18 protein-coding genes are annotated in these 21,856 nt (G+C 68.9%); 12 read left to right on the top strand and 6 right to left on the bottom strand.

Annotation, left to right across the window (positions count from 1 at the left end; all coding sequences use genetic code 11):
• Positions 1–87: 87 nt before the first annotated feature.
• From uvrA to ITJ64_RS13660, 10 genes are all read left to right on the top strand, one after another.
• Positions 88–3,069, top strand: a complete 2,982-nt coding sequence (gene uvrA, locus ITJ64_RS13705) for an excinuclease ABC subunit UvrA (RefSeq protein WP_194682152.1) — start codon at positions 88–90, stop codon at positions 3,067–3,069.
• 9 nt (positions 3,070–3,078) lie between these two features.
• Positions 3,079–5,001, top strand: coding sequence for an excinuclease ABC subunit UvrC (uvrC, locus tag ITJ64_RS13700; protein ID WP_194681321.1), 1,923 nt, complete (start codon positions 3,079–3,081; stop codon positions 4,999–5,001).
• Positions 5,002–5,044: 43 nt separating this feature from the next.
• Entirely contained in the window at positions 5,045–5,920 is an 876-nt protein-coding gene (gene rapZ / locus ITJ64_RS13695; RefSeq protein WP_194681320.1) for an RNase adapter RapZ, read from the top strand.
• A 26-nt stretch (positions 5,921–5,946) separates the two neighbouring features.
• Positions 5,947–6,924: a DNA-binding protein WhiA gene (gene whiA, locus ITJ64_RS13690; protein WP_194681319.1), complete on the top strand. Its 978-nt coding sequence runs from the start codon at positions 5,947–5,949 to the stop codon at positions 6,922–6,924.
• An 85-nt stretch (positions 6,925–7,009) separates the two neighbouring features.
• The gene (locus tag ITJ64_RS13685) at positions 7,010–7,633 is read left to right on the top strand and encodes a superoxide dismutase (protein ID WP_194681318.1); all 624 of its coding nucleotides are present in this window, start codon (positions 7,010–7,012) and stop codon (positions 7,631–7,633) included.
• 103 nt (positions 7,634–7,736) lie between these two features.
• Positions 7,737–8,744, top strand: coding sequence for a type I glyceraldehyde-3-phosphate dehydrogenase (gap, locus tag ITJ64_RS13680; RefSeq protein WP_194681317.1), 1,008 nt, complete (start codon positions 7,737–7,739; stop codon positions 8,742–8,744).
• Between the two features lie 75 nt (positions 8,745–8,819).
• Positions 8,820–10,034, top strand: a complete 1,215-nt coding sequence (gene pgk / locus ITJ64_RS13675; protein ID WP_194681316.1) for a phosphoglycerate kinase — start codon at positions 8,820–8,822, stop codon at positions 10,032–10,034.
• A complete protein-coding gene (tpiA, locus tag ITJ64_RS13670; RefSeq protein WP_194681315.1) occupies positions 10,025–10,813 on the top strand; it encodes a triose-phosphate isomerase in 789 nt (262 codons plus the stop codon). The genes pgk and tpiA overlap by 10 nt, the downstream gene beginning before the upstream one ends.
• Before the next feature lie 59 nt (positions 10,814–10,872).
• Entirely contained in the window at positions 10,873–11,124 is a 252-nt protein-coding gene (secG, locus tag ITJ64_RS13665; protein ID WP_173180992.1) for a preprotein translocase subunit SecG, read from the top strand.
• A gap of 11 nt (positions 11,125–11,135) precedes the next feature.
• On the top strand, positions 11,136–11,498 hold the full coding sequence (locus tag ITJ64_RS13660) for an RNA polymerase-binding protein RbpA (protein ID WP_173180991.1): 363 nt from the start codon (positions 11,136–11,138) through the stop codon (positions 11,496–11,498).
• A gap of 96 nt (positions 11,499–11,594) precedes the next feature.
• On the opposite strand, the gene pgl is transcribed toward ITJ64_RS13660, so the two are convergent.
• The 6 genes from pgl to tkt are packed head-to-tail and all read right to left on the bottom strand — an operon-like array spanning position 11,595 to position 19,773.
• Positions 11,595–12,365 carry a 6-phosphogluconolactonase gene (pgl, locus tag ITJ64_RS13655; protein WP_194681314.1) on the bottom strand — a complete coding sequence of 257 codons (771 nt, stop codon included), beginning with the start codon at positions 12,363–12,365 and terminating at the stop codon, positions 11,595–11,597.
• A 20-nt stretch (positions 12,366–12,385) separates the two neighbouring features.
• Positions 12,386–13,360 carry a glucose-6-phosphate dehydrogenase assembly protein OpcA gene (locus tag ITJ64_RS13650; RefSeq protein WP_194681313.1) on the bottom strand — a complete coding sequence of 325 codons (975 nt, stop codon included), beginning with the start codon at positions 13,358–13,360 and terminating at the stop codon, positions 12,386–12,388.
• Positions 13,357–14,898, bottom strand: a complete 1,542-nt coding sequence (gene zwf / locus ITJ64_RS13645) for a glucose-6-phosphate dehydrogenase (protein WP_194681312.1) — start codon at positions 14,896–14,898, stop codon at positions 13,357–13,359. Before zwf ends, ITJ64_RS13650 begins: the two co-directional genes overlap by 4 nt.
• A 28-nt stretch (positions 14,899–14,926) precedes the next feature.
• Positions 14,927–16,531, bottom strand: a complete 1,605-nt coding sequence (locus tag ITJ64_RS13640) for a glucose-6-phosphate isomerase (protein WP_194681311.1) — start codon at positions 16,529–16,531, stop codon at positions 14,927–14,929.
• Complete coding sequence (gene tal, locus ITJ64_RS13635) at positions 16,528–17,634, bottom strand: transaldolase (protein WP_194681310.1); 1,107 nt, start codon at positions 17,632–17,634, stop codon at positions 16,528–16,530. The genes ITJ64_RS13640 and tal overlap by 4 nt, the downstream gene beginning before the upstream one ends.
• Before the next feature lie 45 nt (positions 17,635–17,679).
• Entirely contained in the window at positions 17,680–19,773 is a 2,094-nt protein-coding gene (gene tkt / locus ITJ64_RS13630; RefSeq protein WP_173180985.1) for a transketolase, read from the bottom strand.
• A 138-nt stretch (positions 19,774–19,911) separates the two neighbouring features.
• Between tkt and ITJ64_RS13625 the strand changes: the two genes are divergently transcribed.
• On the top strand, positions 19,912–20,832 hold the full coding sequence (locus tag ITJ64_RS13625) for a heme o synthase (protein ID WP_194681309.1): 921 nt from the start codon (positions 19,912–19,914) through the stop codon (positions 20,830–20,832).
• Positions 20,832–21,797 carry a heme A synthase gene (locus ITJ64_RS13620; protein ID WP_194681308.1) on the top strand — a complete coding sequence of 322 codons (966 nt, stop codon included), beginning with the start codon at positions 20,832–20,834 and terminating at the stop codon, positions 21,795–21,797. Before ITJ64_RS13625 ends, ITJ64_RS13620 begins: the two co-directional genes overlap by 1 nt.
• Positions 21,798–21,856: the final 59 nt, after the last annotated feature.

Below are 21,856 nucleotides of genomic sequence, written 5' to 3'. Positions count from 1 at the left end.
TGAACCGGGCCGAACCCGATCGCGGTGTCGCTCGAAGCGAACTCGGGCCTCAGTGTCGGTGGCTCCACGTACAGTTGAGGGGTGTCGATTTCGAACGTAGAGAACGTTGATTCCCTTGCCGTCAAGCCCTTCAATTCCCTCGGAAAGCTGACGGTCAAGGGCGCCCGGGTGCACAACCTCCGCGACGTCGACATCGAGATCCCGCGCGATTCCCTCGTCGTCTTCACCGGTCTGTCCGGTTCGGGCAAGTCGAGCCTCGCGTTCGACACCATCTTCGCCGAGGGTCAGCGCCGCTACGTCGAGAGCCTGAGTGCCTACGCGCGCCAGTTCCTCGGTCAGGTCGACCGGCCCGATGTCGACTTCATCGAGGGCCTGAGCCCTGCGGTCTCGATCGACCAGAAGTCGACGAACCGCAACCCGCGCTCCACCGTCGGCACCATCACCGAGATCTACGACTACATGCGTCTGCTCTGGGCACGCATCGGCATCGCGCACTGTCCCGTCTGCGGGGAGCGCATCTCCGCCCAGACCGTGCAGCAGATCGCCGACCAGCTGATGGAGCTCGAGCCGGGCATCCGCTACCAGGTGCTCAGCCCGGTCGTCTCGCAGAAGAAGGGCGAGTTCGTCGACCTCTTCAAGGAGCTGAGCGCGGGCGGCTACTCGCGCGCGATCGTCGACGGCGAGATGATCCAGCTCTCCGACGCCCCCAAGCTCAAGAAGCAGTTCAAGCACGACATCTCGGTGGTCGTCGACCGCCTGGTGGCCGGCCCCGAGATCCTCGGGCGCCTCACCGACTCGCTCGAGACCGCTCTGCGTCTCACCGACGGCCTGGTGCAGATCAACTACGTCGACGAGAACGGCCCCGACGCCTGGGCGACCTTCTCCGAGAAGCTCAGCTGCCCGAACCAGCACCCCATCCAGCTCTCCGAGATCGAGCCGCGCACCTTCTCGTTCAACGCCCCGTTCGGCGCCTGCCCCGAGTGCTCCGGCCTCGGCACCCGCATGTCGGTCGACCAAGACCTGCTGCTCGGCGACGAAGACCTGAGCATCAACGACGGCGTGATCATCCCGTGGACCACGCAGGGCAAGGGCCTGTTCCAGTACTACGAGAAGCTGCTCGACGGCCTCGCCCGCGACCTGAAGTTCTCGCTGAACACGCCGTGGAAGAAGCTGACCCCCGAGGTGCGCGAGGCGATCCTGCGCGGCGACAACTTCGAGGTGAAGGTCAAGTGGAAGAACCGCTACGGCCGTGAGATGAGCTACACCTCCGGCTTCGAGGGCGTGATGCCCTACATCGAGCGCCAGTTCCTGCAGGCCGAGAGCGACTCGCAGCGTCAGCGCTGGGGGGAGTACCTCCGCGAGGTGCCCTGCCCCGTCTGCAACGGCAAGCGGCTGAAGCCCGAGGTGCTTGCGGTCACCGTCAACGAGCTCAGCATCGCCGACGTCGCCGAGCTCAGCCTGAGCGACGCCCAGCAGTTCATGGGCACCCTCACCCTCACCGACCGCGAGGCGATGATCGGGGCGCAGGTACTGCGCGAGATCCGGGCGCGGCTCGACTTCCTGATCGAGGTCGGCCTGAGCTACCTCGACCTGGCTCGCGCCGCGGGGTCGCTCTCGGGCGGCGAGGCTCAGCGCATCCGTCTCGCCACGCAGATCGGGTCGGGCCTGACCGGCGTGCTCTACGTGCTCGACGAGCCGTCGATCGGTCTGCACCAGCGCGACAACCGCCGCCTCATCGACACCCTCGTGAAGCTGAAGAACCTCGGCAACACGCTCATCGTCGTCGAGCACGACGAAGACACCATCCGCACCGCCGACTGGATCGTCGACATCGGCCCGGGCGCCGGGGTGAACGGCGGCACCGTCGTGCACTCGGGCCACTACGACGAGCTGCTCGCGAACACCGAGTCGCTCACCGGTGACTACCTCTCGGGCCGCAAGGCCATCGAGGTGCCGACGAAGCGCCGACCGATCGACAAGAAGCGCATGATCACCGTCGTGGGCGCCGAGGCGAACAACCTCAAGAACGTCACCGCCGACTTCCCGCTCGGCACGCTCACCGCCGTCACCGGCGTGAGCGGCTCCGGCAAGTCGAGCCTCGTGAACGACATCCTCTACCGGGTGCTCGCCAACAAGCTGAACGGCGCGCGCAAGCTCCCCGGCAAGCACAAGCGCGTCACCGGTCTCGAGAACCTCGACAAGGTCGTGCACGTCGACCAGGCGCCGATCGGCCGCACCCCGCGCTCGAACCCGGCGACCTACACGGGCGTGTTCGACCGCATCCGCAACCTGTTCTCCGAGACCGCCGAGGCGAAGGCGCGGGGCTACCTGCCCGGCCGCTTCAGCTTCAACGTCAAGGGAGGCCGCTGCGAGGCCTGCGCGGGTGACGGCACGATCAAGATCGAGATGAACTTCCTGCCCGACGTCTACGTCGCGTGCGAGGTCTGCGGCGGTGCGCGGTACAACCGCGACACCCTGAGCGTGCACTACAAGGGCAAGAACATCGCCGAGGTGCTCGACATGCCGATCTCCGAGGCGGCCGAGTTCTTCGAGCCCATCTCGGCGATCCACCGCTTCCTGAAGACGCTGGTCGAGGTCGGCCTCGGCTACGTGCGGCTCGGCCAGAGCGCCACCACGCTCTCCGGCGGTGAGGCGCAGCGCGTCAAGCTGGCCACCGAGCTGCAGCGGCGCTCGAACGGGCGCAGCATCTACGTGCTCGACGAGCCGACCACCGGTCTGCACTTCGAAGACGTGCGCAAGCTGCTGATGGTGCTTAACGGCCTCGTCGACAAGGGCAACTCGGTGATCGTGATCGAGCACAACCTCGACGTGATCAAGTCGGCCGACTGGCTGATCGACCTCGGCCCCGAGGGCGGCTCGGGCGGCGGCACGATCATCGCCTCCGGCACCCCCGAGGAGCTGGCCAAGGTCGAGGCGAGCCACACCGGTCACTTCCTGGCCGAGGTGCTGCCCGCGCCGCGCAGCGCGAGCGCCGACAAGGCCCAGGCCCGGCGCCCGCGCAAGGCGGCGGCCGACAAGGCGGAGAAGCAGCCCGCCCTGACGAAGTAGCGACAGCCGATGGCAGACACCGTCCCCTACCGCCCCAAGGCGGGGGAGATCCCCACCCAGCCGGGCGTCTACCGCTTCAAAGACGCCACCGGCCGCGTGCTCTACGTCGGCAAGGCCAAGAACCTCCGGGCGCGCCTCAGCAACTACTTCGCCCCGCTCCGCAGCCTGCACGAGCGCACCCGGCGCATGGTGCTGAGCGCGGCCGGCGTGGAATGGACGGTCGTGGCGACCGACATCGAGTCGCTGCAGCTCGAGTACACCTGGATCAAGGAGTTCGATCCGCCGTTCAACGTCAAGTTCCGCGACGACAAGACCTACCCCTTCATGGCGGTCACGCTCGGCGACGAGGCGCCCCGGGTGATGGTGACGCGCAACCACCGCATCAAGGGCGCCAAGTACTTCGGCCCCTACCCGAAGATCTGGGCGGTGCGCGACACCATCGACCTGATGATCAAGGCGTTCCCCATCCGCACCTGCTCGGACTCGAGCTACAAGCACGCCATGCAGACCGGCCGGCCCTGCTTCCCGGGCCAGATCGGCCGCTGCGGCGGCCCGTGCTCGGGCAAGGTCACCATCGAGGAGCACCGCGCGGTCGTCGACGACTTCGTGGCCTTCATGGCGGGCGGCGACAAGCGCTTCGTGACCCAGGCCACGAAGAACATGAAGGCGGCGGCCGAGCGCCAGGACTACGAGGCGGCGGCCAAGTACCGCGACCAGCTGCAGGCCCTCGAGGCCGTGCTCGCCAAGAGCGCGGTCGTGCTGCGCGACAAGGTCGACGCCGACCTGTTCGGCATCGAGCACGACGAGCTGGCCGCCAGCGTGCAGCAGTTCATCGTGCGCGGCGGCCGCATCCGCGGTGAGCGCTCGTGGACGGTCGACAAGGAGATCGACATCGACACGGGCGAGCTGGTCGACACGATCCTGCTGCAGGCCTACGAGGGCGAGGTGCCGCCGAAGGAGATCATCGTGCCGGCGCTGCCGGATGACACCGACGAGCTCGAGGCCTGGCTCGGCGAGCGGCGGGGCCGCGGCCAGGTGCACCTCCGCACCGCCCAGCGCGGCGAGAAGGCGGCGCTGATGTCGACCGCCACGATGAACGCCAAGAACAACCTGATGCTCTACAAGACCCGGCGCTCATCCGACTTCGTCGCCCGCTCGCAGGCGCTCACCGACATCCAGGAGGCGCTCGGCATGACCGACGCCCCGCTGCGCATGGAGTGCTACGACGTCTCGCACCTGCAGGGCACCAACATCGTCGCCTCCATGGTGGTGTTCGAAGACGGTCTGGCCAGAAAAGACCAGTACCGCCGCTTCTCGATCGCCGACTCGACGGATGACACGGAGTCGATCTACCAGGTCATCACCCGCCGCCTCGCCTACCTGAAGACCGACGAGAGTGTCGAAGCCGTGGCCGCCGAGGCCAAGGCCGCCCTCGAGGCGCAGACGCAGGTCTTCGCCGAGGGGGAGGGGCCGGTCGAGCCCGAGAAGAAGAAGAAGTTCGCCTATCCGCCGAACCTGCTGATCGTCGACGGCGGCCAGCCGCAGGTGAACGCCGCGGCCCGCGCCCTCGAGGAGTCGGGCGTGCAGGGCATCTTCCTCGCCGGGATCGCCAAGCGTCTCGAGGAGATCTGGCTGCCCGACAGCGACTACCCGGTCATCCTGCCCCGCGGCAGCGAGGCGCTGTTCATGATCCAGCGCCTCCGCGACGAGGCCCACCGCTTCGCCATCACGCACCAGCGCTCGCGCCGCAAGCGAGACATCTCCAGCGTGCTCACCGAGGTGCCCGGCCTCGGCCCCTCCCGCGTGCGCGAGCTGCTGCGGCACTTCGGCTCGGTCGCCGAGCTGAAGAAGGCCGACGTCACGGCGATCTCCGAGGTCAAGGGCATCGGTCCGCTGCTGGCCGAGCAGATCCGCACCACCCTGCACCGGTAGGCTGGATGCCACCCCGTCCCGATCCCCTGAGCGAAAGCGTGTGATGTCCGACTCCCCTCAGCAGCAGGAAGTGCTGATCGTCACGGGCATGTCGGGGGCGGGCCGCTCCACCGTGGCCAACGCCCTCGAAGACCTGGGCTGGTACGTCGTCGACAACCTGCCGCCGCAGATGCTCCGGCCGCTCGTCGACCTCGCGGAGCACGCCGGTTCGACCCTCCCGCGCATCGCCGCGGTGGTCGACGTGCGCGGTCGCGACTTCTTCGCCGACCTTCAAGACATGATCCAGGCGCTGCGCGGCGGCACCCAGCTGCGCGTGGTGTTCCTCGAGGCGACCGACCAGGCACTGGTGCGGCGCTTCGAGCAGGTGCGGCGGCCGCATCCGCTGCAGGGCAACGGCACGCTGCTCGACGGCATCGGGGCCGAGCGCTCGCGCCTGAGCCCCATCCGGGAGTCGAGCGACATCATCATCGACACCTCCGACCTGAATATCCACCAGCTCGCCACGGTCGTGCAGGAGAAGTTCTCGCACGCCGACACCGCGGGCGTGCAGGTCACGGTGATGAGTTTCGGCTTCAAGTACGGGGCGCCGACCGACGCCGACGGCATCGCCGACGCCCGATTCCTGCCCAACCCGTTCTGGGTGCCCGAGCTGCGGGCCCACACCGGGCTCGACCCCGAGGTGAGCGAGTACGTACTCGGCCAGTCGGGGGCGCGCGAGTTCGTCGAGGCGTACGCCAAGGCGCTCGAGCCGGTGCTCGCCGGCTACCAGCGCGAGAACAAGCGCCACGCGACCATCGCGATCGGCTGTACGGGCGGCAAGCACCGCTCCGTCGCCATCGCCCGCGAGCTCTCCGAGCTGATCGGCGCCTTCCCCGGCGTGGTGGTCAACGTCAAGCACCGCGACCTCGGTCGCGAGTGACCAGCAACAGAAGAAGGTTCTGAATAGTGGCTCTCACAGCCGATGTGAAAGACGAACTCGCCCGCGTGGTCGTCAGCAAGACGACCGTCAGGGCAGCCGAGCTCGCGACCGTCCTCCGCTTCGCCGGAGGGCTCCATCTCATCTCCTCCCGCATCGCCATCGAGGCCGAGCTCGACACCGCCGACATCGTCAAGCGCGTTCTCCGCGACCTGGCCGAGCTGTACGGCGTGAAGGGCGACGTCTCGAAGGTGGCGCCCTCGGGTGCCCGCCGCGAGGGCTTCTTCCTCGTGCGCGTCATCGACGGCGGCGAGACCCTGGCCCGTCAGACGGGGCTGCTGGATGCGCGGCGGCGCCCCATCCGCGGCCTCCCCAACCGGCTCACCACCGGCGGCCGGGACGACTTGGCGGCCGTCTGGCGCGGCGCGTTCCTCGCCGCCGGCTCGCTCACCGACCCCGGACGGTCGGCGGCCCTCGAGGTCACCTGCCCCGGCAACGAGGCGGCCATGGCGCTCGTCGGCGCCGCGTCCCGGCTCGGCATCGCCACCAAGGCGCGCGAGGTGCGGGGCGTGCACCGCGTCGTCATCCGCGACGGTGAGGCCATCGCCGCGATGCTCTCCGTGATGGGGGCGGCCAAGACCGTCACCACCTGGGAGGAGATGCGCCAGCGCCGCGAGGTGCGCGCCACCGCCAACCGCCTGGTGAACTTCGACGACGCGAACCTCCGCCGCTCGGCGCAGGCCGCCGTCGCCGCCTGCGCGCGCGTCGAGCGGGCCATGGAGATCCTCGGCCCGGACATCCCCGACCACCTGAAGTACGCGGGCGAGCTGCGCCTGGCGCACCGCGAGTCCAGCCTCGACGAGCTCGGCCACCACGCCGACCCGCCGATGACGAAGGACGCGATCGCCGGCCGCATCCGCCGCCTCCTCGCGATGGCCGACAAGCAGGCCGTCGACCTGGGAATCCCCGGTACGGAGGCCAACCTTCCGCCCGACCTCGACGACTGATCCGGCCCCGGCAGGAATAGACTGATCAGGTCACTCACAGCCGCCGCTCATCTGGTCGGCGGCCTCTATCACGAGGAGATCATCCATGGCTGAGTACACTCTGCCTGAGCTGCCGTACGACTACGCTGCGCTCGAGCCCCACATCAGCGGCAAGATCATGCAGCTCCACCACGACAAGCACCACGCGACGTACGTGGCCGGCGCCAACACGGCCCTCGCCGCGCTGGCCGAGGCCCGCGCATCCGACAACCTGGCGAACGTCAACAAGCTGGAGAAGGACCTCGCCTTCAACCTGGGCGGGCACGTCAACCACTCGGTGTTCTGGACGAACCTGACCCCCGACACCCAGACCCCCGAGGGCGAGCTGGCCTCGGCCATCGACGACGCCTTCGGCTCGTTCGAGAAGTTCCAGGCCCACTTCACCGCCGTCGCGCTCGGCGTGCAGGGCAGCGGCTGGGCCGTGCTCGGCTGGGACGTCATCGGCCGGCAGCTCACCGTCTTCCAGCTGTTCGACCAGCAGGGCAACGTGCCGTTCGGCGTCGTGCCGCTGTTCATGCTCGACGTCTGGGAGCACGCCTACTACCTCGACTACCTCAACGTGCGCGCCGACTACATCAAGGCGGTGTGGAACATCGCCAACTGGGCGAACGTCGCCGCCCGCCTCGAGGCGGCCCGCACGAAGACCGAAGGCCTGCTGGTACTGTCATAGCGACGCCGGATGCCGGGGCCGACCGAGCTGGTCGCCCCGGCATCCTTCTCCACGGCTACCCACCACCACATGCCCGACAGGGCCCCAGCAACAGGAGCAATCTGTGTCCGTAAAGATCGGTATCAACGGCTTCGGCCGTATCGGCCGTAACTTCTTCCGCGCCGCCCTCGCCAAGGGCAGCGATATCGAGATCGTCGCCGTCAACGACCTCACCGACAACAAGGCGCTCGCGCACCTTCTCAAGTACGACTCCATCACCGGCCGTCTCGACGCCAAGGTGGAGCTCGACGGCGACAAGATCGTCGTCAACGGCAAGCCGATCATCGTGCTCGCAGAGCGCGACCCCGCCGACCTCCCCTGGGGCGAGCTGGGCGTCGACATCGTCATCGAGTCGACCGGCCGCTTCACCAAGAGCGACGACGCGCGCAAGCACATCACCGCCGGCGCGAAGAAGGTCATCGTCTCGGCTCCCGCCACCGGCGACGACGTCGCGACCCTGGTGCTGGGCGTCAACGAGGGCACCTACGACCCCCAGGTGCACGACATCATCTCGAACGCCTCCTGCACCACGAACTGCCTCGCGCCGCTCGCCAAGGTGCTGCTCGACAACTTCGGCATCGAGCGCGGCCTGATGACGACGGTGCACGCGTACACCGCCGACCAGAACCTCCAGGACGGCCCGCACAGCGACCTGCGTCGCGCCCGCGCCGCCGCGCTGAACATCATCCCCACCTCGACCGGTGCGGCGAAGGCCCTCGGCCTCGTCATCCCCGAGCTCGTGGGCAAGCTCGACGGCTACGCCCTGCGCGTGCCGGTGCCGACCGGTTCGATCACCGACCTCACCGTCGAGCTGACCAACCCGGCCACGGTCGAGCAGATCAACGAGGCGTACAAGAACGCCGCCGAGGGCGACCTCAAGGGCATCCTGAGCTACACCGAAGACCCGATCGTCTCCAGCGACATCGTGTCCGACCCGCACTCCTCGATCTTCGACGCCGGCCTGACCAAGGTCATCGGCAACCAGGTCAAGGTCGCCTCGTGGTACGACAACGAGTGGGGCTACTCGAACCGACTCGTCGACATCGCCGAGTTCGTCGCCGCCAAGCTGTAGTAAACCCCTCAGCCGGTGGTGCCCTCGTCGCCCTTTGCGACGGGGCACCACCGGCTCCTGACTGAAAGCGACCCCGTGACGCTCCGCACTCTCGACTCCCTCGGATCGCTCGCCGGCAAGCGCGTCGTCGTCCGCTGCGACCTCAACGTTCCTGTGAAGGACGGGGTCATCACCGACGACGGCCGCGTGCGCGCGAGCCTCCCCACCCTCAACGCACTGCTCGAGCAGGGCGCACGCGTCGTGGTAGTCAGCCACCTCGGCCGCCCCGACGGCGCCCCCGAGGCCAAGTACTCCCTCGAGCCCGTGGCGGAGCGTCTGAGCGAGCTGCTCGGCAAGCCGGTCGCGTTCGCCCACGACACCGTCGGCGACGAGGCGACGGATGCGGTGGCCGCCCTCGAAGACGGTCAGATCGCCGTGCTCGAGAACCTCCGCTTCAACCCCGGCGAGACCAGCAAGGACGAGGGGGAGCGCCGCGCGTTCGCCGAGAAGCTCGCCGCCTACGGCGACGCCTTCGTCTCCGACGGCTTCGGCGTCGTGCACCGCAAGCAGGCGAGCGTCTACGACCTCGCCGAGCTGCTGCCGAGCGCCGCAGGCCTCCTCATCCAGACCGAGCTCGAGGTGCTCGACCGCCTCACGGCGAACCCCGAGCGCCCCTACACGGTGGTGCTCGGCGGCTCGAAGGTCTCCGACAAGCTCGGGGTCATCGGCCACCTGCTGCCCAAGGTGAACACGCTCCTCATCGGGGGCGGGATGCTCTTCACCTTCCTCAAGGCCCAGGGCCACGCCGTCGGCGCCAGCCTCCTCGAGGAGGACCAGCTCAACACCGTGCGCGGCTACCTCACCAAGGCCGACGAGCTCGGCGTGCGCATCGTGCTGCCGACCGACATCGTCGTGGCCTCGAAGTTCGGCGCCGACGCCGACACGGCGGTCACCTCGGCCGACTCGATCGAGGAGACGCCGTTCGGAGCATCCGGACTCGGCCTCGACATCGGGCCCGACACCGCCGCGACCTTCGCGGAGATCATCGCCGACTCGAAGACCGTGTTCTGGAACGGGCCCATGGGCGTGTTCGAGCTCGAGCCCTTCGCAGCCGGCACCAAAGCCGTGGCGCAGGCCCTCACCGAGGTCGACGGCCTCGGTGTGGTCGGAGGCGGTGACTCGGCTGCGGCCGTGCGCGCCCTCGGCTTCACTGACGACCAGTTCGGTCACATTTCAACCGGAGGCGGTGCCAGTCTCGAGTTCCTCGAGGGCAAGCGTCTCCCCGGCCTGGAGGTCCTCGGATGGTCCTGAAGCGCACGCCCCTGATAGCGGGCAACTGGAAGATGAACCTCGACCACCTGCAGGCGATCGCCTTCGTGCAGAAGCTCGCCTGGTCGCTCGAGGACGCGAAGCACAGCTACGACGACGTCGAGGTCGCGGTGTTCCCCCCGTTCACCGACCTGCGGTCGGTGCAGACCCTCGTGGCCGCCGACAAGCTCGGGCTCGCCTACGGCGGACAGGACGTATCCGAGCACGAGTCCGGTGCCTACACCGGTGAGATCTCGGGTCAGTTCCTGGCCCAGCTCGACACGAAGTTCGTCATCATCGGCCACTCCGAGCGGCGCACGCTGCACGGCGAGACCGACGAGATCGTCGCCGCCAAGACGAAAGCGGCCGTGAAGCACGGCATCGTGCCGATCATCTGCGTCGGCGAGACCGCCGACGACCTCGAGAAGCACGGCCAGAGCGCTGTTCCGGTGGCGCAGCTCACCGCGGCGATCGAGGGCCTGAAGGCGGGCGTCGACATCGTCGTCGCCTACGAGCCGGTCTGGGCCATCGGCTCGGGTCAGGCCGCCACGCCCGAGCAGGCCGAGACCGTCGGTGCGGCGCTCCGCGCCGTGCTCGCCGAGAAGCTCGGAGCCGACACGGCTGCGGCCACCCGCATCCTCTACGGCGGTTCGGTCAAGTCCGGCAACATCGCCGGCTTCATGCGCGAGCCGAACGTCGACGGTGCCCTGGTCGGCGGTGCGAGCCTCGACGTGACGGAGTTCGCCGCCATCGTCCGCTACCAGAAGCACGTTGGAGTGTAGACTGACCTCTGGTCTTCGGGGGAAGCGACCCCGCTACCGACGTATGTGAAAGGCAAGCAGTGCAAATCCTTCAGGTCATCCTCCAGGTGGTTCTCGCCATCACGAGCCTGCTTCTGACCCTTCTGATCCTGCTCCACAAGGGGCGCGGCGGCGGTCTGTCCGACATGTTCGGCGGCGGCGTCACGTCCAACCTGGGAGCGTCCGGCGTGGCCGAACGCAACTTGAACCGCATCACCGTCATCCTGGGGCTCGTCTGGGTCGCCAGCATCATCGTGCTCGGGCTGATCACCAAGTTCGACACGGGACTCTAGGGGGAAATCCAATGGCATCAGGAGGAAGTGCGATCCGCGGATCGCGCGTCGGCGCCGGTCCGATGGGTGAGCAGGACCGCGGTTTCCACGCGGAGCGCATCCAGGTCTCGTACTGGGATGCACTCGGCAACGAGACGGTGCGCTACTTCGCGGCGAACCTGCCCGACGAGGAGATCCCCGAGGTCATCGACTGCCCGACCTCGGGCCTGCCCGCCGGTCGCGACAAGGCCAACCCGCCGTCGGTCGCCAAGCTCGAGCCCTACAAGACGCACCTCGCCTACGTGAAGGAGCGCCGCACCGAGCAGGAGGCCGAGCAGCTGCTCGAAGACGCCCTGACCCAGCTGCGCGAGCGCCGGGGCACGGTCGCCAAGTAGCTCGCGGCCCGCAACGCCAAAGGGAGGCTCTCGATCGAGAGCCTCCCTTTTTCGTGCCCCCGGCAGGGGCCGGATGCGCGGCGAACCGCGCCCGCCTCAGTACGACGGGGCGATCAGCGCCTCAGGCACCTCGGCCGCGGCCTCCTGGTCGACGAAGAACACCGTGCGCTTTCGCCCCTGGGCACCGGCGACCGGAACCTCGTCGACGCTCGCGCCGGCGAGGGCCAGCCCGATGGCCGACGCCTTGTCGGCACCCGCCAGCACCATCCAGATGCGGTCGGCCGACTGGATGACCGGAAGGGTCAGGCTGAGCCGCTCGGGCGGCGGCTTCGGCGAGTTGCGCACCGGCACCACGGAGGTGTCGGTGATGCGGATCTCGTCGTGACCGGGGAACAGCGACGCGATGTGCCCGTCGGGCCCGACACCCAGGAACATGATGTCGAAGCGCGGGTACTCCTTGCCCTCGGGCGCAGCCTCGGCGAGCTCGCGGGCGTAGACCCGCGCGGCCTCGTCGAGGTCGACGCCCTCGCCGGCGGCCGGGTAGGCGTGCACCTTCGACTCGTCGACGGGGACGTGGTCGAGCAGCGCCCGCCGGGCCTGCAGCTCGTTGCGGTCGGCGTCGTCACGGCCCACGAAGCGCTCGTCGCCCCACCAGAAGGTGATGCGCGACCAGTCGATCGTGTGCGAGGCGGGGGAGGTGCGGATGGCCTCCAGCACCTTCTCGCCCATCGTGCCACCCGTGAGCACGACGTTCGCCTCCTCGAACTCGTCGAGGATGTCGATCATCTTGGTGATGAACCGTGCCGCCACCGAGCCCGCGAGGGACTCCTTGTCGGGGTGCACGAGAACTCGGCGGTCAGTGGTCATCGAATATCGTCCCTACCCTGTCAGACCGCGTCGCGAACGCCGGCGTCTTTCGACTCCAGCAGCTCGGAGAGCCCCTGGGAGATCACTTCACCATACAGGTCGTCCGGATCGAGCCGACGCAGCTCCTCGGCCAGGCAGTCGCGCAGGTTGCGGCGCGGCAGCGACAGGTCGTGGGTGGGCTGGTTCGGCTGGCTGAGACGGGCGACGTTGGGCACGTCGCGCACCAGTTCGATGTCGCCGCTCTCCCGGGTGAGGATCACGCCGTGGATGCCGCTCGAGCCGTTCGAGCGCGAGAGCAGTCCGTACTTCACCGGCACCTGCAGCTGGTGCCGCAGCCAGGCGGCGAGCAGCAGCGTCGACGGTGAGTCGGAGGCACCCGAGACCTCGATGGCCGTGACCGGCTCGTAGGGCGGCTGGTCGAGCACCGCGGCGAGCTGGGCGCGCCACAGGGTGAGCCGCGTCCAGGCGAAGTCGGTGTCGCCGGGGGCGTAGCTCTCGGCCCGGCGCAGCAGCGCCTCGTAGGGGTTCGGCTGGTTCGACGAGTCGGTGATGCGTCGCGTCGCGATGCGGCCGAGGTCGCTCTTGGACACGTCGTCGGGGGCGGCGCCCGGCCACCAGACGACGACCGGGGCGTCGGACAGCAGCAGCCCGGTGACGAGCCCCTCCTGGTCGCTCGCCGCGGCGCCGTAGGCGCGCAGCACGACGACCTCGCTCGCTCCGGCATCACCGCCGACACGGATCTGCGCGTCGAGACGCGCTCCCCGGCCGGTGTTCATGCCGTCGTTCGCGGTGTCGGTCGAGACCACGATGACGCGCATCGGGTGCTCGCGGGAGGCGTCGTTGGCCGCCTCGATGGCGTCCTCCTCCTCGCCGAGCGAGGTCACGATGACGAGGGTGAGCACGCGGCCCAGGGCGACGGCGCCGCCCTCCTCGCGGATCTTCACCAGCGATTTCGAGATCTTGCTGGTGGTGGTGTCGGGCAGGTCGACGATCACGGGCGTCTCCAGGTTCTTCCGTCGCGGGCCAGCAGTTCATCGGCGGAGCTCGGTCCCCAGGTTCCGGGCCGGTACTGCTCCGGCTGGCCCTGGGTGCTCCAGTACTCCTCGATCGGGTCGAGGATCATCCACGACAGCTCCACCTCGCGCTGACGCGGGAACAGGGGCGGGTCGCCGAGCAGCACGTCGAGGATGAGGCGCTCGTAGGCCTCGGGGCTCGCCTCGGTGAAGGCGTGGCCGTAGCCGAAGTCCATCGTGACGTCGCGAACCTGCACGCCGGCACCCGGCACCTTCGACCCGAAGCGGATGGTCACGCCCTCGTCGGGCTGCACCCGGATGACGAGCGCGTTCTGCCCGAGCTCCGAGGTCTGGCTCTCGGCGAAGAGGTACTGCGGAGCGCGCTTGAACACGACCGCGATCTCGGTGACGCGGCGGCCGAGGCGCTTGCCCGCCCGGAGGTAGAACGGCACACCCGACCAGCGGCGCGTGCCGACGTCGAGCTTCACCGCGGCGTAGGTCTCCGTGGTGGACTGCGGGTTCATGCCGTCCTCCTCGAGGAAGCCGAGCACCTTCTCGCCACCCTGCCAGCCGCCCGAGTACTGCCCGCGGGCGGTCACGGTGCTGAGGTCCTCCGGCAGCTTGACGGCGGCGAGCACCTTCTCCTTCTCGGCGCGCAGGTCGGCGGCGTCGAACGAGATGGGCTCCTCCATGGCGGTGAGCGCCATGAGCTGCAGCAGGTGGTTCTGGATCACGTCGCGCGCTGCACCGATGCCGTCGTAGTAGCCGGCGCGGCCGCCCACTCCGATGTCCTCGGCCATGGTGATCTGCACGTGGTCGACGTAGTTCGCGTTCCAGATGGGCTCGTAGAGCTGGTTCGCGAAGCGGAGCGCCAGGATGTTCTGGACGGTCTCCTTGCCGAGGTAGTGGTCGATGCGGAACACCGAATCGGGCGGGAAGACCGACTCGACCACGTCGTTCAGCTCACGGGCCGTCTTCAGGTCGCTGCCGAAGGGCTTCTCGATGACGACGCGTCGCCACTGGCCCTCCTTCTGGTCGGCCAGCCCCGAGCGGCGCAGCTGCTCGGTGACGAGCGGGAACGCCTTCGGCGGGATCGACAGGTAGAAGGCGTAGTTGCCCATGGTGCCGCGGTCGCGATCGAGCTCGTCGATCGTCTCCTTCAGCTGCTCGAAGGCCGTGTCGTCGTCGAACTCGCCCGAGACGAAGCGGATGCCCTCGGAGAGCTGACGCCACACGTCCTCGTCGAACGGGGTGCGCGAGTGCTCCTTAACGGCGTCGTGCACGACGCGCTCGAAGTCCTGGTCCTCCCAGTCGCGCCGGGCGAAGCCGACGAGCGAGAAGCCGGGCGGCAGGAGGCCGCGGCTGGCGAGGTCGTAGACCGCCGGCATCAGCTTCTTGCGCGAGAGATCGCCGGTGACACCGAAGATCACGAGACCGGAGGGCCCCGCGATGCGGTTCAGGCGGCGATCGGAGGGAAGCCGGAGCGGGTTGTACTCCGGGGTGATCTCAACGGGAGGCATTGAACTCCTAGGTTCGGGCCGGACCTCGTCAGCGCAGGACGCTGAGGAGGGTCTCGGCGTCGAGGGACGCGTTCGTGAGGTTGAGGCGCAGCACGGGCCGGCCGTGCTGCTCGAGGACGGCCGCGTCGCCCGCGGCCTGGGCCTGGATGAGCTGGCCGAAGCTGAACGGGCGATCGGGGATCTCGAGGTCGGCTGCCGGGTCGGCGGTGATCTGGAGGAACACGCCGGTGGCGGGGCCGCCCTTGTGGTACTGGCCGGTGGAGTGCAGGAACCGCGGGCCCCAGCCGAAGGTGACGGGGCGGCCCGAGCGCGCGGCGAGCAGGTCGCGCAGCTCGGCGAGCTGCGGCAGTGCCGTGCGGTCGACGTAGGCCATCACCGCGAGGTAGCCGTCAGCCGGCAGCGTTGCGATCAGGGCGTCGACGGATGCCCGCACCGACGACTCACCCGACACGACGCCGGCCGTGCCGCGCACCTCGATGCCGCTCTCGACGAACGACGGCGCCTCGGGCTCCGGACGGGCGTCGAGCAGGCCGCGGGCAGCCTGCTTCGCCGACTCCACGTCGGGCTGGTCGAACGGATCGATGCCGAGCAGCCGCCCGGCGACCGCGACCGCGTACTCCCAGGTGAGCAGCATGGCTCCGAGGGAGCCGCTGATCAGCACCTCGCCCGGGTGGCGCTCCCGCAGGTGGAACTCGTTCGCGTCGGCGACCAGGCGCACGATCTGCACGTCGGGCAGACGCTCCGAGAGCTCGGGGGAGTCGACGTCGAGCACGACGGGGAGCAGGCCCTTGCCGTCCTTGCCGGTCGACTCCGCGATCAGCTGCTCGGCCCAGTCGGCGAAGCCCACGATGTGGGTTCCGTCGGCCACGATGCCCGTCTTGTCGCGAAGCGGGCTGGTGCCCGCGATGGCGGCGCCCAGGATGAGGCCGAAGTTCTCGTCACCGTCCTCGGCGAGGTTCAGCGAGATCGCCTCGGCCTCGTCGAGCAGCTCGTCGATCGCGGCGCCCGCGAGCCCCGAGGGCACGAGCCCGAACGCGGTGAGGGCCGAGTAGCGTCCTCCCACGTCGGGGGCGGCCAGGAACACGCGGTAGCCCGCCGTGCGGGCCTCGGCCTCGAGCGGCGAACCGGGGTCGGTGACGATCACGATGCGCGCGGCCGGGTCGATGCCCGCCGCACGGAAGGCGGCCTCGTAGGCCCGGCGCTGGCTGTCGGTCTCGAGCGTGCCGCCTGACTTCGACGACGCGATCAGCACCGTCGAGGCCAGGCGGTCGTCGAGGGCCGCCCGGATCTGCTCCGGGGACGTCGAGTCGAGGATGGTCAGCTCGACGCCCAACGTCTTCGTGATGACCTCGGGGGCGAGCGAGGAGCCGCCCATGCCCGCGAGCACGAAGTGATCGATCCCGGCGGAGAGGAATTCGGCGCGCAGCGCCTCGATCTCGGCGACCAGGGGACGCGAGACGGAGACCGCCTCGACCCAGCCCAGCCGCTTGGAGGCCTCCGCCTCCGCGGCTGAACCCCACAGCGTGGGGTTCAGCGCGGTGATGCCGGAGGCGACCAGGTCGCCCACCAGCACCGGGACCTGTGCCTGGACGGCCGCCTTGGCGTCGCCCGACACATGGATGGCGATCGTCATTCAGCAGCCTTCAGGGCGGCGGTCACGGTGTCGAGCAGCTCGTTCCAGGACACGATGAACTTCTCGACGCCCTCCTTCTCGAGCAGCTCGGTGACCTCGGCGTACGAGATGCCCAGGGCGCCGATGGCGTCGAGCACCTTGTTGGCCTCCTCGTAGGAGTGGGCGATGGTGTCGCCGCGCACCTCGCCGTGGTCGGAGAGGGCCTCGAGGGTCTTCTCGGGCATCGTGTTGACGACCGACGGGGCGGCCAGCTCGACGACGTAGGCGGTGTCGGGGACGCTCGGGTCCTTCACACCGGTCGACGCCCAGAGCGGACGCTGGGTGTTGGCGCCGCTCTCGAGCAGCAGCAGGGCGCGCTCGGTGGCGAACGCCTGGGTCCAGACCTCGTAGGCGAGCTGTGCGTTGGCGATGCCGGCCTTGCTCTTCAGCGCGAGGGCCTCGTCGGTGCCGATCGCGGTGAGGCGCTTGTCGATCTCGGTGTCGACGCGCGACACGAAGAACGAGGCGACCGAGTGGATCTTCGACAGGTCGTGGCCCGCCTCCTTGGCCTTCTCGAGGCCGGTGAGGTAGGCGTTGATGACGTCGCGGTAGCGCTCGAGCGAGAAGATCAGCGTGACGTTCACCGAGATGCCGGCGGCGATGGTCTCGGTGATCGCCTCGAGACCCTCGACGGTCGCGGGGATCTTGATCAGCACGTTCTCGCGGTCGACCTTGGCCGACAGCGCCTTCGCCTGGGCGATGGTGCCCTGGGCGTCGTGCGCCAGACCCGGCTCGACCTCGATCGAGACGCGGCCGTCGAAGCCCTTGGTGGCGTCGTAGATCGGCTTGAAGATGTCGCTGGCGGCGGCGACGTCGTCGGTGGTGATCTCGAACACGGCGTCGGTGACGTCGGTGTTGGTCGCGGCCAGCGCGGCGACCTGCTCGCTGTAGGACTCGCCGTTGGCCAGGGCCGCGGCGAAGATCGTCGGGTTGGTGGTGACGCCCACGACGTTCTTCTCGTCGATGAGCTTCTGCAGCCCACCGGAGGAGATGCGCTCGCGCGACAGGTCGTCGAGCCAGATCGACACGCCGACGTCGGACAGCTTCTGAGTGTTCTCAGTCATTTCTTCTTCTCTCTTAGATTCTCGACAAGCGATCTCTGAGGCGACTCAGAGCGCGGCGAGCGACGTCTTCGCGGCCTCGACGGCCGCCTCGGTAGTGATGCCGAACTCGCGGAACAGCGTCTTGTAGTCGGCCGAGGCACCGAAGTGCTCGATCGAGACGCTGCGACCGGCGTCGCCGATGTACTTGCGCCAGCCCATGTCGATGCCGGCCTCGATCGAGACGCGGGCCTTGACGGCGGCGGGGAGCACGGACTCCTTGTAATCGGCGCTCTGCTCCTCGAACCACTCCAGCGACGGGGCCGAGACGACGCGGGCGTTGATGCCCTCGCCGGCCAGGATCTCGCGGGCATTCACGGCCAGCTGCACCTCGGAGCCCGTGGCGATGAAGATCACGTCGGGGGTGCCGTTCGGAGCCTCGGCAAGCACGTAGGCGCCCTTCGAGACGTTCTTGGCCGAGGCGAAGACCTCGCCCGAGGCGTCGCCGTCGCCACGCTCGAACACCGGGATGTTCTGGCGGGTCAGCGCGATGCCGGCCGGGTTGTGCTTGCGGCCGAGGATGGTCAGCCAGGCGTGGCCGACCTCGTTGGCGTCGGCGGGACGCACGACGTCGAGCCCGGGGATGGCGCGCAGCACGGTGAGCTGCTCCACCGGCTGGTGGGTCGGGCCGTCTTCACCCAGCGCCACGGAGTCGTGGGTCCAGACGAAGATCGACGGGACCTTCATCAGCGCGGCCAGACGCACCGCGGGGCGCATGTAGTCGCTGAAGATGAGGAAGGTGCCGCCGAACGGGCGCGTCTTGCCGTGCAGCACGATGCCGTTCAGGATCGAGCCCATGGCGTGCTCGCGGATGCCGAAGTGCAGCACCCGGCCGTACTTGTTGCCCGTCCACTCGTGGGTGGAGTGCTCCGACGGCACGAACGACGCGCCCGACTCGATGGTCGTGTTGTTCGACTCGGCGAGGTCGGCCGAACCGCCCCAGAACTCCGGCAGCACCGGAGCGAGGGCGTTGATGACCTTGCCCGACGCGGCGCGGGTCGAGACCTCTTTGCCGGCCTCGAACACGGGCAGGGCGTCTTCGAGGCCCTCGGGCAGCTCGCCTGCCTCGAGGCGGTCGAGCAGCTGCTTCTTCTCGGGGTTGGCGGCGGCCCAGGCGTCGAAGCCCTTCTGCCACTCGGCGCGCTCCTCGGAGCCGCGCTGGAGCGCCTTGCGGGTGTGCTCGATGACGTCGTCGTCGACCTGGAAGTGCTGCTCAGGGTCGAAGCCGACGACCTCCTTGAGACCCTTCAGCTCGTCGGCGCCGAGCGCCGAGCCGTGGATCTTGCCGGTGTTCTGCTTCTTCGGCGACGGCCACCCGATGATGGTCTTCAGGATGATCAGCGAGGGCTTCGAGGTCTCGGCCTTGGCCTCCTCGATCGCGTCGAAGAGGGCCTGCACGTCTTCGACGTACTCGCCCGTCTTCTTCCAGTCGACGACCTGCACGTGCCAGTGGTAGGCCTCGTAGCGGGCCTTGACGTCCTCGGTGAAGGCGATGTTCGTGTCGTCCTCGATCGAGATCTGGTTCGAGTCGTAGATCGCGATCAGGTTGCCGAGCTGCTGGTGGCCGGCGAGCGAGGAGGCCTCGCTGGTGACGCCCTCCTCCATGTCGCCGTCGCCGGCGATCACGTAGGTGAAGTGGTCGAACGGGCTGGTGCCGGGCTGCGCATCCGGATCGAACAGACCGCGCTCGAAGCGCTGGGCGTAGGCGAAGCCCACCGAGGAGGCGAGGCCCTGGCCGAGGGGGCCGGTGGTGATCTCGACGCCCTTGGTGTGCCCGTACTCGGGGTGGCCGGGGGTGAGCGAGCCCCAGGTGCGGAGCGCCTTGAGGTCGTCGAGCTCGAGACCGTAGCCGCCCAGGTAGAGCTGGATGTACTGCGTCAGCGACGAGTGGCCCACGGAGAGGATGAAGCGGTCGCGACCGAGCCAGTCCTGATCGGCGGGGTCTTTGCGCATGACCTTCTGGAACAGCAGGTACGCGGCCGGGGCGAGGCTGATCGCCGTGCCGGGGTGCCCGTTGCCGACCTTCTCCACGGCGTCGGCCGCGAGGATCTTGGCGGTGGTAACTGCTTTGTCGTCAATGGGTTCCCATTGGAGTGTAGCCACGAGGAAAATCGACCCCTTCTCGAGTGTGCGAGCCAGTTCCCGGCCCGGGTTCTCCAATCATATCGAGGCGGACGGGCGCAGCCGTTCGATCCAATAGACTTGGTGCCGGGGATAGCGACGGTCACGTAACGAGGAGTAATGGACGTAGCGGTAGACGGCCGGGTGGCCGAGCGGCAGATCAGCCCGATGGACAAGGTGCGGGGCTACATCTCCCTCACCAAGCCACGGGTGATGGAGCTGCTGCTCGTCACGACCTTCCCCGTGATGATCCTGGCGCAGGGCGGGATCCCGAACCTCTGGCTGGTGCTGGCGACGCTCGTCGGCGGCGCGCTCTCCGCGGGCAGCGCCTCGGCGTTCAACTGCTACATCGACCGCGACATCGACCGGCTGATGGATCGCACCTCGCAGCGCCCGCTGGTCACCGGTGTGCTCTCCGACCGCGAGGCCCTCGTCTTCGCCTGGGCGACCGGCGTCGTCTCGATCGTCTGGCTCGCGCTCACCACGAACCTCCTCGCGGCCGGCCTCGCCCTGGTCGCCATCCTCATCTACGTGCTGCTCTACACGCTCGTGCTGAAGCGCCGCACCCCGCAGAACATCGTCTGGGGCGGCACCGCGGGCTGCATGCCGGTGCTCATCGGCTGGGCGGCCGTCACGAACTCCCTGTCCTGGGAGGCGCTGATCCTGTTCGGCATCATCTTCCTCTGGACCCCGCCGCACTACTGGCCGCTGTCGATGAAGTACCGCGACGACTACAAGACCGCCGGCGTGCCGATGCTCGCCGTCGTGCGCGGCCGCGTCGTCGTGGGCCTGCAGATCGTGCTCTACGCCTGGGCGATGGTGGCGTGCTCGCTGCTGCTGATCCCGGTCGGGCAGATGGGCCTCGTCTACACCGCGACCGCGATCATCGCCGGCGCCTGGTTCCTCTACGAGTCGCACCGCCTGTACAGCCGCTCCATCCGCGACCTCAGCATCAAGCCGATGCGCGTGTTCCACGGCTCGATCACCTACCTCACGCTGGTCTTCCTCGCCGTCGCGATCGACCCGCTGCTGCCGTTCTGATGCCCACGCCGTTCAGCTGGCTCGCCGCCCGCGTGACGTTGACGCCCCGCGCCCTGCGCTGGGGCACGACCGCGGCGCTCGTCGTGAGCATCCTCATCATCGTCACCGGCGGTGTCGTGCGCGTGACCGGCTCGGGGCTCGGCTGCCCGACCTGGCCCACCTGCGACGGCTCCTCCATCGCCACCACCCCCGAGCTGGGCATCCACGGCTTCATCGAGTTCGCCAACCGCGCGCTCACCGGCGTGCTGATCGTGGCCGTCGGCTGGGCGATCGTCGCGGCGCGGCTGCAGAAGCCGCGCGTGCGCAGCATGACCCGCCTGGCCTGGTCGCAGTTCTGGCTCGTCGTCGCCAACGCCATCGCCGGGGGAGTGACGGTGCGCACCGACCTGAACCCCTGGGTCGTCGCGATGCACTTCGTGATGGCCATGGCGCTGCTCACCACGACGACGCTCACCTGGCACCGTGCGCATCGCGGCCAGTCCGCCGCGGTGACGTTCCCGCGCGGCGTCGGCCTGCTGGCCTGGGTGCTCGTCGCCGTCACCGCCGTGCTGATCATCGTCGGCACCCTCGTCACCGGCACCGGCCCGCACGCCGGCGACTCGGCCGACGTGCCGCGCATGCCCTTCGTCTGGGAGCACGTGACGGTCGCGCACGGCGTGCTCGGCACGCTCTCACTGGTGCTGGGCGTCGCCCTGCTGGTGCTCGTCTCCAAGGTTCCGGGCGCCACGCTCGCCCGCCGCCGCGCCGCCACCTTCGTCGCCGTCGTGCTGCTGCAGGCGGTGCTCGGCGTCGCCCAGGCACTGCTCGGTCTTCCCGAGTGGATGGTCGTGCTGCACCTGCTCGGCTCGGCACTGGTCTGGGTCGGTGCGCTGCGCGTGCTGCTGGACGTGCATCCGCAGCTCTGGGCCCCGCCCGCACCCAGCACGTATACAATGAAAGATCAGGAACCCGCCCTCAAGGCGTGAGTCCCCCTCCCGACACACAATCTGCTCCGAGTCCGCGAATCGACGGGCATTTCGGTGTG

The organism is Herbiconiux sp. VKM Ac-1786 (assembly GCF_015350805.1).
Classification (GTDB): domain Bacteria; phylum Actinomycetota; class Actinomycetes; order Actinomycetales; family Microbacteriaceae; genus Herbiconiux.
This window is presented reverse-complemented; position numbering and strand designations above follow the sequence as displayed.